Annotated in this window: 13 protein-coding genes and 1 riboswitch; of the genes, 11 read left to right on the forward strand and 2 right to left on the reverse strand. The window is 62.3% G+C overall.

The window, feature by feature from the left end; all coding sequences use genetic code 11:
* Positions 1–23 precede the first annotated feature (23 nt).
* From AB7813_RS24465 to AB7813_RS24475, 3 genes are all read left to right on the forward strand, one after another.
* A complete protein-coding gene (locus AB7813_RS24465) occupies positions 24–458 on the forward strand; it encodes an endonuclease domain-containing protein (RefSeq protein ID WP_441228602.1) in 435 nt (144 codons plus the stop codon).
* Positions 458–2,689: a glycine--tRNA ligase subunit beta gene (gene glyS, locus AB7813_RS24470; RefSeq protein WP_441228603.1), complete on the forward strand. Its 2,232-nt coding sequence runs from the start codon at positions 458–460 to the stop codon at positions 2,687–2,689. The genes AB7813_RS24465 and glyS overlap by 1 nt, the downstream gene beginning before the upstream one ends.
* Positions 2,690–2,957: 268 nt before the next feature.
* Entirely contained in the window at positions 2,958–4,058 is a 1,101-nt protein-coding gene (locus tag AB7813_RS24475) for a hypothetical protein (protein WP_441228604.1), read from the forward strand.
* A 266-nt stretch (positions 4,059–4,324) separates the two neighbouring features.
* Here the strand turns inward: AB7813_RS24475 and AB7813_RS24480 are convergent, their stop codons facing one another.
* Positions 4,325–4,690, reverse strand: a complete 366-nt coding sequence (locus AB7813_RS24480; protein WP_093760047.1) for a DUF1236 domain-containing protein — start codon at positions 4,688–4,690, stop codon at positions 4,325–4,327.
* A 247-nt stretch (positions 4,691–4,937) separates the two neighbouring features.
* Between AB7813_RS24480 and AB7813_RS24485 the strand changes: the two genes are divergently transcribed.
* From AB7813_RS24485 to AB7813_RS24520, 8 genes are all read left to right on the forward strand, one after another.
* The gene (locus AB7813_RS24485) at positions 4,938–5,096 is read left to right on the forward strand and encodes a DUF3096 domain-containing protein (protein ID WP_089262456.1); all 159 of its coding nucleotides are present in this window, start codon (positions 4,938–4,940) and stop codon (positions 5,094–5,096) included.
* A gap of 118 nt (positions 5,097–5,214) precedes the next feature.
* Entirely contained in the window at positions 5,215–8,187 is a 2,973-nt protein-coding gene (ppdK, locus tag AB7813_RS24490) for a pyruvate, phosphate dikinase (protein ID WP_170849757.1), read from the forward strand.
* 28 nt (positions 8,188–8,215) lie between these two features.
* Entirely contained in the window at positions 8,216–8,389 is a 174-nt protein-coding gene (locus tag AB7813_RS24495) for a hypothetical protein (RefSeq protein WP_441228605.1), read from the forward strand.
* A 161-nt stretch (positions 8,390–8,550) separates the two neighbouring features.
* A complete protein-coding gene (locus tag AB7813_RS24500) occupies positions 8,551–10,008 on the forward strand; it encodes a cell wall hydrolase (RefSeq protein ID WP_441228606.1) in 1,458 nt (485 codons plus the stop codon).
* 266 nt (positions 10,009–10,274) lie between these two features.
* Positions 10,275–11,528 (forward strand): MFS transporter, encoded by a 1,254-nt coding sequence (locus tag AB7813_RS24505; protein ID WP_441228607.1) that lies wholly within the window; start codon positions 10,275–10,277, stop codon positions 11,526–11,528.
* A gap of 73 nt (positions 11,529–11,601) precedes the next feature.
* Positions 11,602–11,754, forward strand: a riboswitch (FMN riboswitch).
* Positions 11,755–11,834: 80 nt separating this feature from the next.
* Complete coding sequence (locus tag AB7813_RS24510) at positions 11,835–12,344, forward strand: 6,7-dimethyl-8-ribityllumazine synthase (RefSeq protein WP_441228608.1); 510 nt, start codon at positions 11,835–11,837, stop codon at positions 12,342–12,344.
* A 138-nt stretch (positions 12,345–12,482) separates the two neighbouring features.
* A complete protein-coding gene (gene acuI, locus AB7813_RS24515) occupies positions 12,483–13,469 on the forward strand; it encodes an acrylyl-CoA reductase (NADPH) (RefSeq protein ID WP_120288397.1) in 987 nt (328 codons plus the stop codon).
* A gap of 111 nt (positions 13,470–13,580) precedes the next feature.
* Positions 13,581–14,213, forward strand: coding sequence for a hypothetical protein (locus tag AB7813_RS24520; RefSeq protein WP_089262445.1), 633 nt, complete (start codon positions 13,581–13,583; stop codon positions 14,211–14,213).
* 5 nt (positions 14,214–14,218) lie between these two features.
* Here AB7813_RS24520 and AB7813_RS24525 read toward each other — a convergent pair whose 3' ends face one another.
* Positions 14,219–15,370, reverse strand: coding sequence for a M48 family metallopeptidase (locus tag AB7813_RS24525; protein WP_441228609.1), 1,152 nt, complete (start codon positions 15,368–15,370; stop codon positions 14,219–14,221).
* Positions 15,371–15,393 lie beyond the last annotated feature (23 nt).

Genomic DNA, 15,393 nt, shown 5'->3' on the forward strand with positions numbered 1-15,393 from the left:
GGTGGGGTGACAGCGGTGGTGATATGGTCAAGCGGCCCATCAGCGACTTCAAACGCCAAAGTGCGAAACGGCTGCGCGAAAATACGACGGTTGCCGAGCAAATTCTCTGGCGGCATTTGCGAAGACTCGATGTGAAGGGAAGCCATTTCAGACGGCAGGTTGTGATTGGACCCTATATCGCCGATTTCGCCTGCCTCGCGGCGCGGCTGATTATCGAGGTCGATGGTTCGCAACACGGCGACGATGAGGGGCTTGCCCACGACGAAAGCCGCGCGCGCTGGCTGCAGTCGGAAGGCTACCGAGTGATACGATTTTGGAACAATGACGTGATGAGCAGGACCGACGCTGTGCTGGAAGTTATCCATAACATGACCGCTGTCACCCCACCCCGCCCGCAAGAGGCGGGAGACCCTCCCCCTCCAGGGGAGGGTAAGTCTTCCCATGGGGAGAACCAGTAATGCCTGATCTTCTCCTCGAATTGTTCTCTGAAGAAATCCCCGCCCGCATGCAGGCCAAGGCGGCGGAAGACCTGCGCCGCATGGTAACCGACCGACTGGTTGCCGAAGGTCTCGTCTATGAAGGCGCAAAAGCCTTCGCGACGCCGCGTCGTCTGACGCTCACGGTGCATGGCATTCCCGCGCGCCAATCCGACCTCAAGCAGGAACGCAAGGGACCGCGCGTCGGCGGTGCCGAAGCCGCGATCCAGGGCTTCCTCAAGGCGACCGGCCTCGCTTCGCTGGATGAGGCCAAGATCCAGCGCGACCCGAAGGGCGATTTCTACATCGCGCTGACCGAAAAGCCGGGCAAGCCGACGGTCGACGTGCTGGCCGAGATCCTCCCCATTATCATCCGCACCTTCCCGTGGCCGAAGCAGATGCGCTGGGGCGAACTCTCCGCCAAGTCCAGTGCGCTGACCTGGGTGCGTCCGCTGCATTCCATCGTTGCGACCTTCGGTATCGAAACCGAAGAGCCGGAAGTGGTGCAGTTCGACCTCAGCGGCGTCAGTGTCGGCCAGACCACCTACGGCCATCGCTTCCTCGCGCCTGATGCGATCCAGGTGCGTCGCTTCGACGATTACGTGGCGAAGCTGCAGGCCGCCAAGGTCGTGCTCGATCCCGAGCGCCGCAAGGAGATCATCCTGGCCGATGCGCGACAGCTCACATTCGCGCAGGGCTATGAGCTGGTTGAAGACCCCGCGCTGCTCGACGAAGTCGCGGGCCTGGTCGAATGGCCGGTGGTGCTGATGGGCTCGTTCGACAAGGACTTCCTGTCGATCCCCGACGAGGTGATCCGCGCCACCATTCGCGCCAATCAGAAGTGCTTCGTGGTCCGCGATCCCAAGACGCAGAAACTGACCAACAAGTTCATCATCACCGCCAATATTGAAGCGAGCGACGGCGGCACGGCGATCATCGCCGGCAACGAGCGCGTCATCCGCGCGCGCTTGTCGGACGCGAAGTTCTTTTACGAGACGGATCTAAAGACGAAGCTTGAAGCGCGGCTGCCGAAATTCGAGCAGATCGTGTTTCATGAGAAGCTCGGCACCCAGGCCGCGCGTATCGCCCGTATCGAAAAGCTGGCTGGCGAGATCGCGCCATTGGTCGGCGCCGATCCGGCAAAGACCAAGCGTGCGGCGCAGCTCGCCAAGGCGGATTTGCTGACCGAAGTGGTCGGCGAATTCCCCGAGCTGCAGGGCTTGATGGGTAAGTATTACGCTCTGGCTCAGGGCGAGGGTGCTGCTGTCGCCGCCGCGAGCGAAGAACACTGGAAGCCGCAGGGCGCGGGCGACAGTGTGCCAACCGATCCCGTTAGTATCGCCGTGGGGCTTGCCGACAAGCTCGATACACTTGTTGGCTTCTGGGCCATCGACGAAAAGCCGACCGGCTCGAAAGATCCGTTCGCGCTGCGCCGTGCGGCGCTCGGCGTAATCCGGCTCATTGTTGATAACGAAAAGCGAATTTCGCTGTGGCGAACGTTCCTCAGCGCACTCTTCCCCTTTGTGGAAGCGCGTATCGCTCAAATTGCGCAGGTCAGCAACGCTCCGTTAGCTGAGCTGGCGACTAAGATCGATATTTCTCCCATCATTCCAAGTTGGAATGCGCGAGTTCAAGAACAAGGCGAACAGTTTAGCGATGCTGAAACCGAAGCCGCGAAAGCGCTGTGTGACAACCTTCTCGCCTTCTTCGCCGACCGCCTCAAAGGCCAGCTCCGCGATCAAGGCGCGCGTCACGATCTCGTCGATGCGGTGTTCGCGCTCGGCGGTCAGGACGATCTGTTGATGGTTGTCCGCCGCGTCGAGGCGCTCGGCAAGTTTCTCGACAGCGACGACGGCAAGAACCTGCTGGCCGGCACCAAACGCGCCAACAACATTCTCGCCATCGAGGAGAAGAAGGACAAGCGCAAGTTCGACGGCGCGCCAGATGCTGCGTTGTTCAAGCTCGATGAAGAAAAGGCATTGGCCAGGGCGATTGCCGAGGTCGGTCCGGAAGCAAGCGATGCCGTGGCCAAGGAAGACTTCGCCGGCGCGATGACTGCCATGGCCAAGCTGCGTCCGGCAGTGGATGCGTTCTTCGACAGAGTGAAGGTCAATGACGACGACGCGGCGGTCCGCGAAAATCGTCTGAAGCTGCTGAACGAGATCCGCGCGGCAACGCGTGCGGTGGCGGATTTCTCGAAGATCCAGGACTAAGGCTTACACACGGGCCTCTCCCCACGTCATGGCCGGGCTTGACCCGGCCATCCACGTCTTTCTCTGTGCCGAGGCGTGGATACCCGGCACGAGGCGGGGCATGACGGAGATTGAACCGAGGGCGCGGCAGTCGTCGGCTGACGCGATATTTCCAGCAATCTCCCGAAACATTTACCTTACATTAACCATCCCTTGAAATGGTCCGGTTCCGTAACGGTTTCTTAACCGTCGCTTCCCAGCGCGGGCAGGACTGCCCAAGGATCGCCCCATGACTTCGGTCAATACCGGCCTCAATCCCTATGCCAATTACGGCTCCGCCTATGCGCGGGCCGCCGCCACCGCCCAGCCATCGCTGGCCAATGCGCTCAACAGCAATGAGAGCGCATCGTCGTCTTCGTCCGATGCGGCGACCAATCTGACGCTGTCGGAGGCGGCGCGGGCGAAGCTTGCGAGCTCCGGCTCCGACAAGGATATCGCGACCGTCGTCACGGATCTGCGGGCGAAGCTGGCGGCCCAATATGTGGCCGCGAAAGCGACGGGGCCGCTGGATGCCAACGGCAAGCTGACCATCGATCTCTCGACGCTGGATCGCCGTTCGCTCTACGCCATGGCCACCAACAATGGCGGCACCTTCACCGCCGACGAGCAGAAGGTCGCCCAGGCCGAACTGGGCAATCGCTTCAACGCGGCGCTGGCGCCTGCTGCAGGCACGGCCAAGCTGACCGGCGATTTCAGCGGCATCTACAAGGCCGCGCTGGATTATCTCGATGCCGCCGGCAGCGAAGAGAAAGCCTCGGCGGCCTGGTCCGCGCAGCGCGAGGCCGTGCTGAAGGGCATTCAGGCGACCGAGCAGACACCGACCAAGGCGCCATCAGGCATCGCCAACGATCCCGTCGCAGCCTATCTCGCGCAGCCCGATACAACGACGCCCGTGCAGGACATCGCCACCGTTGCGAAGAGCGTGCGTGCGGCGCTGGATGCGCAGGCCAAGGCGGCGAAAGAGGCGGGCAAGGGCGAACTCGTTTACGACAGCCGCCGCAAGACCGGCCAGCTCGCGGATTTCTCCGCCGTCGACAACCGTTCGCTGTCAGCGATCTCGCTCAATCAGGATGGTCTGTTCTCGAAGGAAGAGAGCTTTGCCGCCAAGCAGGTGCTCGATTCACGCAATCGCACCAGTATTCTCGAGGCATTGCAGGCAAGCCAGAAGAGCGGCGATCCCAGCCAGTTCAGCCTCGGCATTCTCAATACCTATTCGGCGATGAGCGATGAGGAGCGGACCGCTTCCAACTGGACGCCGAGTTTCCGCGACAATGCAGTGGCGAGCTACAAGTCGACCAATCACATCCTGTCGCTGCTGAAGAGCGGATAAGCGTCGATACAGGAAGGTGCTGCAACACTCCGTCCTCATCCTGAGGAGCGGCATCTTCGCCGCGTCTCGAAGGATGGCTGCAAACGCCGGCGCTCACCCATTCATGGTTCGAGACGCGCGAAGTCGCGCTCCTCACCATGAGGCGGAGCTTGTGGCGTCATGCGCAAACAAAAAAAGCCCCGCCCGGTGGGGGATGACCGGGGCGGGGCTTCTTCGCCCGGTCGCCATTCGCGGCGCCCGAACGAATCTTCTTTCAACGTGACGTGCTAGTCGACGACCTGCACGATGCGGCGCGAGCGCGGCTCCACCAGCACTGTCTGACCATTCACCACCGTGTAGCGATACGGCGTCGTCGCAACCGTCTGCGGCACGTCGTAATAGGTCACGCCGGCTTCAGGCAGCGTGGTGCCGACGACGATGCGATCGGGCACGGTGAAGGTCGGCACGCGTTCGCGCACCACATATTCACGGAATGCCGGGCGCTCCTGCACGGTGATGCCATCGGGATCGTTGTTGTCGACGATGACGCGATCGCCGCCCGATACACCGACGGTGACGCCCTGAGCCTGCACGGCCAGCGGTGCGCCGAGCGCGCCGAAAAGGGCCGCTGCTGCAATAAGTTTGTTTCGCATGATCGTCTCCTTCGTGAACGATGTCCGGCTTGCCGCGCCGGTCTGTGCCATCCAGCCTGGTCTGATTTATTCACCGTCGGCCAATGCATGCCGCCAGCGATCGTTCCGGAATTTTCCACGCGCAATTGCTGGTTTTTGATGCACTGCAGGCAGGTATGCGGGAACCCATTGATGGGCAGGGCGTCTTTATGCTGCTAAATCCCCGCGGCGCATCGCACCCGAATCGATTCCCTCACGGAGACACTTCATGGTCATCACGGCAGCTCACATCCAGCCGATTGTCGCGCTTATCGCTGGCGTTCTGATTTTGATCATGCCGCGGTTTCTCAATCTGGTGGTGGCGATCTATCTGATCTTCGTCGGACTGGCCGGACTCGGCGTCTTCAGGATGTTGAAAATCGGCTAAATTTCGACACGGCCGTTACCTACAGCGGTACCTCCGGGCTGCTTGCGCCACGTCCCTGAAACGTGGTGTAACGCGGCACATTTCCCTGTCGTTTCCTCTCGCGGATTGATTGAGAACCATGGCCAAAACCGCCTCGAAGTCCAAGAAAGCCCCTGCGAAGTCAAAGTTGTCCAAGGCTGCGCCCAAAGTAGCTTCGGTGGCCCGCAAGGCGCTTAAGAAGTCAGCTGCAAAACCTGCAGCAAAATCCGCGGCGAAGGCCAAAACGGCTGTGAAAGCAAAGGTTGCTCCGAAGCCTGTTGCAAAGGCTCCCGCATCCAAGAAGGCGGTTGTGGCCAAATCTTCTACAGCCAAGACTTCGGCGACCAAGGCCGTCAAGAAGGCCACCAGCAAGCCGGTGACCGACGTCATCAAGGCTGGCAAGTGGGTTTATTCGTTCGGCGGCGGCAAGGCCGAGGGCAAGGCTGGCCTGCGCGACCTGCTCGGCGGCAAGGGCGCGAACCTCGCCGAAATGGCCAATCTGGGCCTGCCGGTGCCTCCCGGCTTCACGATTCCGACCTCGGTCTGCACCTATTTCTACGCGAACGGCAAATCCTATCCGAAGGAATTGCAGTCGCAGGTGGAGAAGGCGCTCGAGGCCGTCGGCAAGATCACCGGCAAGGGCTTTGGCGACGAGAAAAATCCGCTGCTGGTTTCGGTGCGCTCCGGCGCCCGCGCCTCGATGCCGGGCATGATGGACACGGTCCTCAATCTCGGCCTCAACGACACCACGGTGGAAGCGCTGGCCGAACTCTCGGGCGACAAGCGTTTCGCCTATGACAGCTATCGCCGCTTCATCACCATGTATTCCGACGTGGTGCTCGGCTTCGAGCATCATCACTTCGAGGACATTCTCGACACCTACAAGGACAACAAGGGCTACACGCTCGACACCGATCTCGATGGTGACGACTGGGTCAAACTTGTCGGCCAGTACAAGGAAGCCGTCGCGCGCGAAACGGGGAAGGACTTCCCGCAGGATCCGCACGAGCAGCTCTGGGGCGCCGTCGGCGCCGTGTTCTCATCCTGGATGAATACCCGCGCGGTGACCTATCGCCGCCTGCACGATATCCCGGAGTCGTGGGGCACCGCCGTCAGCGTGCAGGCCATGGTGTTCGGCAATATGGGCGAGACCTCGGCCACCGGCGTTGCGTTCACGCGCAACCCGTCGACCGGCGAGAGCAAGCTGTATGGCGAATTCCTGATCAACGCGCAGGGCGAGGACGTGGTGGCGGGCATCCGCACGCCGCAGGACATCACCGAAGACGCGCGGATCGAGAGCGGTTCGGACAAGGCGTCGATGGAAGCGGCGATGCCGGAGGCGTTCAAGGAATTGACGCGCATCTACACCCAGCTCGAGAAGCACTACCGCGACATGCAGGACATGGAGTTCACGGTCGAGCAGGGCCGGCTCTGGATGCTGCAGACCCGCAATGGCAAGCGTACTGCCAAGGCGTCGATCCGCATCGCGGTCGAACTCGCCAATGAAGGCGTGATCTCGCAGAAGGATGCGGTATCGCGCATCGATCCGGCGTCGCTGGATCAGCTCCTGCATCCGACCATCGATCCATCAGCCAATCGCGACGTCATCGCCACCGGCCTTCCGGCATCGCCGGGCGCCGCATCGGGCGAGATTGTGTTCTCGTCGGATGAAGCCGCCAAGCTGCAGGCTGACGGCAAAAAGGTTATTCTTGTTCGCGTCGAAACCTCGCCGGAAGACATTCACGGCATGCATGCCGCCGAAGGCATTCTCACCACCCGCGGCGGCATGACCTCGCATGCGGCGGTGGTTGCGCGCGGCATGGGCAAGCCTTGCGTCTCTGGCTGCGGCACTGTCCGCGTCGACTATGGCCGCGGCACCATGAGCATTGGTGGCCGCGTGTTCAAGGCGGGCGACGTCATCACCATTGACGGTTCGGTTGGCCATGTGCTGTCCGGCCGCATGCCGATGATCGAGCCGGAGTTGTCGGGCGAATTCGCAACGCTGATGGGCTGGGCCGACAAGGTCCGCAAGCTCAAGGTCCGCGTCAATGGCGACACGCCGGAAGATGCCCGCACCGCCATCAAGTACGGCGCTGAAGGCATCGGCCTGTGCCGCACCGAGCACATGTTCTTCGAAGAGACCCGCATCCGCACCGTGCGTGAGATGATCCTCGCCGAAGACGAGCAGGCCCGCCGCGCCGCGCTCGCCAAGCTGCTGCCGATGCAGCGTGCCGACTTCGTCGAGCTGTTCGAGATCATGAAGGGCCTGCCCGTCACGATCCGTCTGCTCGATCCGCCGCTGCACGAATTCCTGCCGCACACCCAGGGCGAAGTCGAGGAAGTGGCGCGTGTCATGGGCACCGATCCGCGCAAGCTTGCGGATCGTGCGCGTGATCTCGCCGAGTTCAATCCGATGCTCGGCTTCCGCGGCGTACGCATTGCGATCGCCTATCCGGAAATCGCCGAGATGCAGGCGCGCGCGCTGTTCGAAGCCGCGATCGAAGCGGGCAAGCGCACTGGCGAACAGGTCGGCCTCGAAGTCATGGTGCCGCTGATCGTCACCAAGATGGAGTTCGATCTCATCAAGGCGCGCATCGATGCCACTGCGGTGTCGGTGATGAAGGAGACCGGCGGCAAGCTGAACTATTCGGTCGGTACCATGATCGAACTGCCGCGTGCCTGTTTGCTGGCCGGCGAGATTGCCGAGACCGCCGAATTCTTCTCGTTCGGTACCAACGATCTCACGCAGACGACCTTCGGCATCAGCCGTGACGACGCCGCGAGCTTCCTCGGTACTTATATCGCCAAGGGCATTCTGCCCGTCGATCCGTTCATCACGGTCGACCGCAGCGGCGTCGGCGAGCTGGTGAAGATCGGCGTCGCGCGTGGCCGCAAGACTCGACCTGATATCAAGGTTGGTATCTGCGGCGAGCACGGCGGCGATCCGGCATCGGTAGCCTTCTGCCATGAGATCGGCCTCGACTACGTGTCGTGCTCGCCCTATCGCGTGCCGATCGCGCGTCTCGCTGCCGCACAGGCTGCGCTCGGCAAGGAAATTTCCAGCCAGGCGTAAGTGCTTCGCTGATTTCATGATCTGAAAAATGGCCGGGGAGTTCCCCGGCCATTTTTATTGCGTGCCTCATGCCGTGTTTGTTCGTGCGTCGGAATGGAACTCGCAAACATTTTTACGCATCCGCGAATTTCTCTTCATCATCTTTGTCAACGCGATGTTTACTACTTTTGTGGAGCCGCGGTTTACCAAGGCTTTCGAATGATTTTGCGCTGCGCTCGTACAGCTTGCGTGTGGCGTCGTTGCATCGCCGATTAACTCCGCGGCAACTTTGATTCCGTACTAACGAAATAGATCGAAATGTACGGATGTGCAGATTAGTGCCGTGCAGGGCGATGCTGGTGTAAGCGTTGCGTGAGCGTATCGATGTTAGTACTGCGTAACCGGCCGAAGGGCGCGCGTGGCGCGTTCTTCGGCTTCGGTCTCTGCGTTTTCGCATTGGCCCCGACAGAATCTGGCTATCAGGACATCGCCTCGCTGCTGGCTCGCCAGCCGGGCGTGACCGAACGCTGGCAGAAGCGCGTGTTCGCGCCCGCCGTCTCCTCCATCCAGGTTGCGACATTCTCGTTCGGCCGCCCGATGGGCACGGGCTCGCGCAATCCGACTTTGCAACTCGCCAGCCTCGACAATTCCGGCATCGCCGCCAGCGGAGCGCTGACTGACATCACCGGTGCACTGACCCGCAATCCGCTGGCGCAGCCGCCCCGCCGCTATGAAGCTGCAGATTTTCCAAAAGTGGATCGCTCGCTGAAGGGCGATCGCCTCGCCATCCGCACGCCGGAGACCGTGGCGCCCGATGAGCCGGCCAGACAGGACTCTTTCGACGACAACAGATCGGTGATGGGCGCGAAGACCGTCGATGCACTGCCATCCGTGCAGCATGCCCCGCTCGATCCCGAACTCGATGAAGCGCTGCGTGCCCCGCCGCTCGCTCAATACGACACGTCGCAGCCCGTGCAGCCCACCGAGGACGCCAAGACCGATGCAGCGGTGATCCCCGTCGAGCCGGCGCCGGCCAAGGACGGCTTCTCTGTGAAGACCGCGAGCCTGTTTTTCGGTAGCTCGTCGCTTGGCGCATCGGTCGAGACAATGGAACGCTGGCAGCCCGGCGAAGAGCCGACCATCGTAATGCCAGGCACAGCTGTGCCGGGCACAGCCGTGCCAGGCATGGCCATGCCGGGCTCAAGCCTCGATCCGGACATGAAGGCTACGGCGGTGGTGCCGAGTGCGGCGATCAACCCGACCGACGGCGGCGAAAGCGTTGCCGGCAAGGGCGAGGTCAACAGCGCCAATCAGCGTGCGAAGACGCCGGCCGAACGTATGGGCCTCACTGAGCAGACCCGCGGCAAGCAGGAAAAGTGTCTGACGGAAGCCATCTATTTTGAGGCCCGCGGCGAGGCGGTGCGCGGCCAGATGGCGGTGGCGCAGGTGGTGATGAATCGCGTGTTCTCAGGTTTCTATCCGACAACCGTCTGCGGCGTCGTCTATCAGAACAAGCATCGCCGCCTGGCCTGCCAATTCACCTTCGCCTGCGACGGCATTCCGGATGTCGTGAAAGAGCCGGATATGTGGGAGCGCGCCCGCAAGATCGCGAAGGCGACGCTGGACGGCCGGATCTGGCTGCCGGAAGTCGCGAAGTCCACGCACTACCACGCATACTGGGTGCATCCGTCCTGGGTCCGCGAGATGAAGAAGATGTACAAGACCGGCGTGCACTCCTTCTATCGCCCACGTAACTGGGGCGACGGCAGCGAAGCACCGAGCTGGGGCACTGCGGCGCAGACGGCGGAAATCTCCGCCAAGCTCTCCGAAATCAAGCCGTAGCAGCCACGACTTTACCTCCGAGCCTGCCAAGAGCGATGCCATGCCCGGCATCGCTCTTTTCATTCCGGATTCCGCAGAATGTTATCCCGACCCTGGGCCGGGATGACGTCTGCGTGGCCCTGCATCCCAGCAATGCATCCCCCGAAATCCCCATCATCGCCATTGGGATTTCCATGCGAATGCATTAATCTCCAGTCTAATCCGGACCGGGCTTGTGCTCTCGGGCCGGCTGAATTTTCAATCCGAATTTGATCCGGGGAAACGACATGGCGGCAATTGACGGCGCGACGCGCCCGGCATCTGGTTTTGGCTGGCGTACGCCGCTGGTGATCATCATCTGCGGATCGCTGATCGGCATGCTGACCTTCGGGCCGCGTTCCAGCGTCGGCTTCTTCATGCAGCCTTTCAGCCAGGAGTTCGGCTGGGGTCGTGACGTTTTCGCGCTCGCCTTCGCCGTGCAAAACCTGCTCTGGGGCATCGGCCAGCCTTTCGCCGGCGCCGTCGCCGACAAGTTCGGCAGCGTGCGCGTGATCTGCATCGGCGCCTTCCTCTATGCGGCTGGTTTGCTGATGATGCGCTATTCCTCGACACCGCTCGAGCTGAATATCAGTGCTGGACTGCTGATCGGTTTTGGCCTGTCGGGTTGCTCGTTCAATCTGGTGCTGTCCGCCTTCGGCAAACTGGTGCCGCCGGAATGGCGCGGCATCGCGCTCGGCGCCGGCACCGCCGCAGGCTCGTTCGGCCAGTTCATTTTCGCGCCTTTCACAGTGGCGATGATCGACAACACCGGGTGGCAGGCGACGCTCACCGTGTTCGCGGTGCTGATGTTGCTGGTGATCCCGTTGTCGCTTGCCTTGGCGACTCCGACCGCGAGTGCCGCGTCCGCCGACGCGCCGGTGGCGCAGAAGCAGTCGTTCAAGAGCGCACTCACGGAAGCCTTCGGCCATCGCTCCTATGTGCTCCTGGTGCTGGGCTTCTTCACCTGTGGCTTCCAGCTCGCCTTCATCACCATGCATCTGCCGGCCTATCTGGTCGATCGCGGCTTGCCGGCGGCTGTGGGCGGCTGGGTGATTGCCATCATCGGCCTGTTCAACATCATCGGCTCGCTGACGGTCGGTTATGTGCAGGGCAAGCTGCCGAAGCGCTACATCCTCTCCTTCATCTATTTCACCCGCGCGCTGGCGACGGTGGCCTTCATCATGCTGCCGCTGACGACCACCTCGGCACTGGTGTTCGGCGCCATCAGCGGGCTTGCCTGGCTCTCCACCGTGCCACCGACATCGAGCCTGGTGTCGCTGATGTTCGGCACGCGCTGGCTGGCCACGCTGTATGGCTTTGCCTTCTTCAGCCATCAGGTCGGTGGCTTCCTCGGCGCGTGGTTGGGCGGTGTCGTGTTCGACAAGTTCGGCTCCTACACGCCGGTGTGGTGGCTGTCGGTGCTGTTCGGTGTGCTGTCGGCACTGATCAACCTGCCGATCGTGGAAGAGCCGGTGAAGCGTCCGATCGCACAGCCGGCGTGATCTGCATTTCCCGGCGTTGACTCGCTGGCCTCCAGCGATGAAAATTGACATCGGCCGCCCTGATCGGGGCGGCCTTCGTTCTCAGGGCGGGGTGAAAATCCCCACCGGCGGTAATCGGGCGCAAGCCCGGAAGCCCGCGAGCGCCTGACGGGTCATACCGTCAGGGTCAGCAGATCCGGTGCGATGCCGGAGCCGACGGTCATAGTCCGGATGAAAGAGAACGGGTATGCGCAGGGAGTCCGCCTTGGCGGATGCTCGGCGTGTGACCGTACGTCCTGATTCTGGTCTCAAACCGCGAGAGCATCCATGAATCAGCCTGTGATGAACTTCAAAACTTCCACTTCCGTAAATCTTGCACCATCGACCGGGCGGATCGCCTTCATCCAGTCGTGCTGGCACAAGGATATCGTCGATCAATGCCGTGTCGGTTTTATCGCCGAACTTGCACGGCGTGGTGTGCCTGACAGTCAGATCGATTTATTCGAAGTGCCCGGCGCCTTCGAAATTCCGTTGCAGGCGAAATTGCTGGCGCGCACCGGGCGCTATGTGGCGATCGTCGCCACCGGTCTCATTGTCGATAGCGGCATCTACCGCCATGAATTCGTCTGCGAGGCTGTCATCAATGGCCTGATGCGGGTGCAGCTCGACAGCGAAGTGCCGGTGATCTCGGCGGTGCTGACGCCGCAGCATTTCCACGAACATGCTGAACACGTCAGGTTCTTCCGCGAGCATTTCGTCGTGAAGGGCACCGAGGCGGCGACGGCCTGTGCAGCGACCGTCGCCAATATCGCGGCGACCCGGCAACTGGCCGCCTGATCGCCGCAACACCGCGTTATGCCGTTACGGCCGGGCAGGGCTGCAAGGCTCCTGACCGGCTGGTGCGGGTGGCGTTTCCCGCCACGGCACGGCATAATTCGGCAGCAGAAATCACAAGCAAAATTCGGGAGACGCGTGTTGGGAACGTTCAAGGCTGTCCGCATCGACAAGGCTGATAAAGGCACCACGGTTGCGCTGACGCAGTTCGACGAATCCGAATTGATGGATGGCGATGTCACCGTGCGGGTCGAATGGTCCACCGTGAATTACAAGGACGGCCTCGCCGTCACCGGTAAGGCGCCGGTGGTGCGCCGCTTTCCGATGATCGCCGGGATCGATTTCGCCGGCACGGTGGAAGCCTCAGAAAATCCGAACTGGAAGCCCGGCGACAAGGTGATCGGCAATGGCTGGGGCATGGGCGAAACCCATCTCGGCGCCTATGCCGAAAAAACCCGCGTGAAGGGCGACTGGCTGGTACGGCTGCCGGACGGCATGACCACCCGCGACGCCATGGCGGTCGGCACCGCCGGCTACACGGCAATGCTCAGCGTGCTGGCGCTGGAGAAGCACGGGCTGAAGCCGGCCGATGGGCCGATCGTCGTGACGGGTGCGGCCGGCGGCGTCGGTTCGGTGGCGATCGCGGTGCTGTCGAAGCTCGGCTATCAGGTCATCGCCTCGACCGGCCGGACCTCGGAGGAGGGCTATCTCAAGGGCCTCGGCGCCAGCGAGATCATCGACCGCAACGAACTCTCAGGCCCCGCCAAGCCGCTGGCCAAGGAGCGCTGGGCAGGCGGCATCGACAGCGTCGGTTCGACCACCCTGGCGAATCTCCTGTCGATGACGAAATATCGCGGCGCCATCGCCGCCTGCGGTCTCGCCGCCGGCATGGACCTGCCATCTTCGGTTGCACCCTTCATTTTACGCGGCGTGTGTCTTCTCGGCATCGATTCTGTCATGTGCCCGATCGAGCTGCGGCAGCAGGCCTGGGCGCGGCTGGCGACGGATCTGGATCACACAAAACTTGCTGAAATTACTCAGGAAATTCCGCTGGACCAGGTGATCGAGGCCGGCGCCAAGGTGCTGGCCGGGCAGGTGCGCGGGCGAATCGTGGTAAAGATCGGCTAACGACGTTCAGACTTTACCAACCAACCTGCTCCATTGTTGCCACGGTTGGTATGGTAAGCAGCGGGTAAAGACATCAGGCGGTCATCCGCGCTCGGTTGTTCGGAGTATCCTATGGTTGCGCGTTATGTGTTGGGAGCGGTGCTTGCCGCCACGGTGGCGACCCCCGCGCTGGCTGGGTCGATGACGGCCGAAGAGGCCCGCAAGTTTGTTGCCGGCAAGGTCTTTGCCTTTACCTGTTTCGATGGCACCCGCGGCGCAGGCCGCGTGTTCGACGATGGCGGTGCGGCGGGCGCTGTCCAGTTCTCGGGCTCGGGTCCGGCGCGCAATATGCGCCTGCCGGGCAATACACTGCAGGTCCGCGGCGAGGCCATTTGCGCCTCGATCAAGGGCATCCCGTTCGAGCCGTGCTTCAATCTCAACAAGAATGACGAGCGCAGCTTCCGTGGCTCGGTCTCCGGCATGGGCTTCGCTTATTGCGATTTCCGCCACCAGGGCGGCCGTGGCCAGATGCTGATGGCCCGCTCGCTGTCGGCCCCGCGCTCGCTGCGCGCGCCGTCGACGACCCGTTCGGCCGACGCCTCTGCCGGTGCCGACAATACGGTGACCCGCGTCTCGACCCCGCGCGTCGAGAGCAGCAAGATCGACGCCGTCGGATCGATCAAGTCCGAGCCGGCCAAGGAAATTGCCAAGACGCCGGAGCCGGAAAAGACCGAAGCGCTCGAGCTGCGCAAATCCACCAACTAAGCAAGCTAGGCGTGGCGACCCCAAGGGCCCTGTAGCGGCTCCTGCGCGCTGCCTGTAGGCGATTTGCCGTTGCTCCATGGGCCGGAGCGCGGCGGCAGCGGCGGCGTGTCGTCGGCCTCTCCGGGCGCATCCGTATCGGACGGCAGCGCCATCCGGCCGGGGTCGTGTCCTCCGGCGAATTTCACCAATGCAGCCACCCGCGAATCCACCGATGGATGTGTCGCGAACAAGTCGGCAAAACCCTCGCGGGGATTGTCGATGCACATCTCCATGACGGCCGAAGTCGCGCCGGGCAGTTCGCCGCGATTCTCGATCTTGCGCAGCGCCGAGATCATGGCGTCGGGATTCTTGGTCAGTTCCACCGAACCTGCATCCGCCAGCAATTCGCGGGAGCGCGAGAGCGCGAAGCGCACCACCAGCGACAGCGCCCAGGCCAGCGCGATCAGCGCCACGGCGATGATGATGACAACGACAGCGCCGCCGCCGGAGCCTTTGTTGTCGCTGTCAGACGAGGAAGACGATCGCGACGATCGGCTGCCGCCGAAGCGGAAACCGGAATTGATGAATATCCGGAAGAACAGTTCAGCCGCAAAGCCGACCACGCCGGCGATGATGACGGCGACCACCATCAGCTGCACGTCGCCGTTGCGAATATGCGTCAGCTCGTGGCCGAGCACCGCTTCCATCTCGTCATCGTTGAGCGCGCGCAGGAGGCCCGTCGTGACCGTGACGGAATATTGCCGGGGGTTGAGGCCGGTGGCGAAGGCGTTCAGCGCATCAGAGTCCATCACCTTGAGCTTCGGCATCGGTATGCCGCGCGAGATGCAGAGGTTCTCAAGGAGATTATAGAGCCGTGGTTGCTCCTGCCGCGTCACGCTTTCGCTGCCGGTGATGCTGTCGATCATCTTTTGATGCCCGAAATAGGCGATGACGATCCACAGCACCGCGCCGATGGTGGCGAAAGGAAGCGCCTTGATCAGGTCGCGCGTTGCGGCGTTGATATAATACGCAACCGAGCCGTTGCTGTTGACCGCCACCTCGCCGATCAGGGCGCCGGCGAACACCATCACGTAGATCAGCAGGAACAATCCCGCGAGCAGCAGCATCGAACGCGTCTTGTTCGAGGCGATATGCGTATAGAGACCATAGGCGGCCATGATGCGCTGCTCGGTTCAGGCCG

The organism is Tardiphaga sp. 20_F10_N6_6 (assembly GCF_052076045.1).
GTDB classification, from domain to species: domain Bacteria; phylum Pseudomonadota; class Alphaproteobacteria; order Rhizobiales; family Xanthobacteraceae; genus Tardiphaga; species Tardiphaga robiniae.

What these genes read in the sequence shown, in the direction of transcription:
- AB7813_RS24465 (WP_441228602.1), top strand. Translation starts at nt 24, where the DNA reads ATGGTCAAGCGGCCCATCAGCGACTTCAAACGCCAAAGTGCGAAACGG.
- glyS (WP_441228603.1), top strand. Translation starts at nt 458, where the DNA reads ATGCCTGATCTTCTCCTCGAATTGTTCTCTGAAGAAATCCCCGCCCGC.
- AB7813_RS24475 (WP_441228604.1), top strand. Translation starts at nt 2,958, where the DNA reads ATGACTTCGGTCAATACCGGCCTCAATCCCTATGCCAATTACGGCTCC.
- AB7813_RS24480 (WP_093760047.1), bottom strand. Translation starts at nt 4,690, where the DNA reads ATGCGAAACAAACTTATTGCAGCAGCGGCCCTTTTCGGCGCGCTCGGC.
- AB7813_RS24485 (WP_089262456.1), top strand. Translation starts at nt 4,938, where the DNA reads ATGGTCATCACGGCAGCTCACATCCAGCCGATTGTCGCGCTTATCGCT.
- ppdK (WP_170849757.1), top strand. Translation starts at nt 5,215, where the DNA reads ATGGCCAAAACCGCCTCGAAGTCCAAGAAAGCCCCTGCGAAGTCAAAG.
- AB7813_RS24495 (WP_441228605.1), top strand. Translation starts at nt 8,216, where the DNA reads ATGGCCGGGGAGTTCCCCGGCCATTTTTATTGCGTGCCTCATGCCGTG.
- AB7813_RS24500 (WP_441228606.1), top strand. Translation starts at nt 8,551, where the DNA reads ATGTTAGTACTGCGTAACCGGCCGAAGGGCGCGCGTGGCGCGTTCTTC.
- AB7813_RS24505 (WP_441228607.1), top strand. Translation starts at nt 10,275, where the DNA reads ATGGCGGCAATTGACGGCGCGACGCGCCCGGCATCTGGTTTTGGCTGG.
- AB7813_RS24510 (WP_441228608.1), top strand. Translation starts at nt 11,835, where the DNA reads ATGAATCAGCCTGTGATGAACTTCAAAACTTCCACTTCCGTAAATCTT.
- AB7813_RS24520 (WP_089262445.1), top strand. Translation starts at nt 13,581, where the DNA reads ATGGTTGCGCGTTATGTGTTGGGAGCGGTGCTTGCCGCCACGGTGGCG.
- AB7813_RS24525 (WP_441228609.1), bottom strand. Translation starts at nt 15,370, where the DNA reads ATGGCCGCCTATGGTCTCTATACGCATATCGCCTCGAACAAGACGCGT.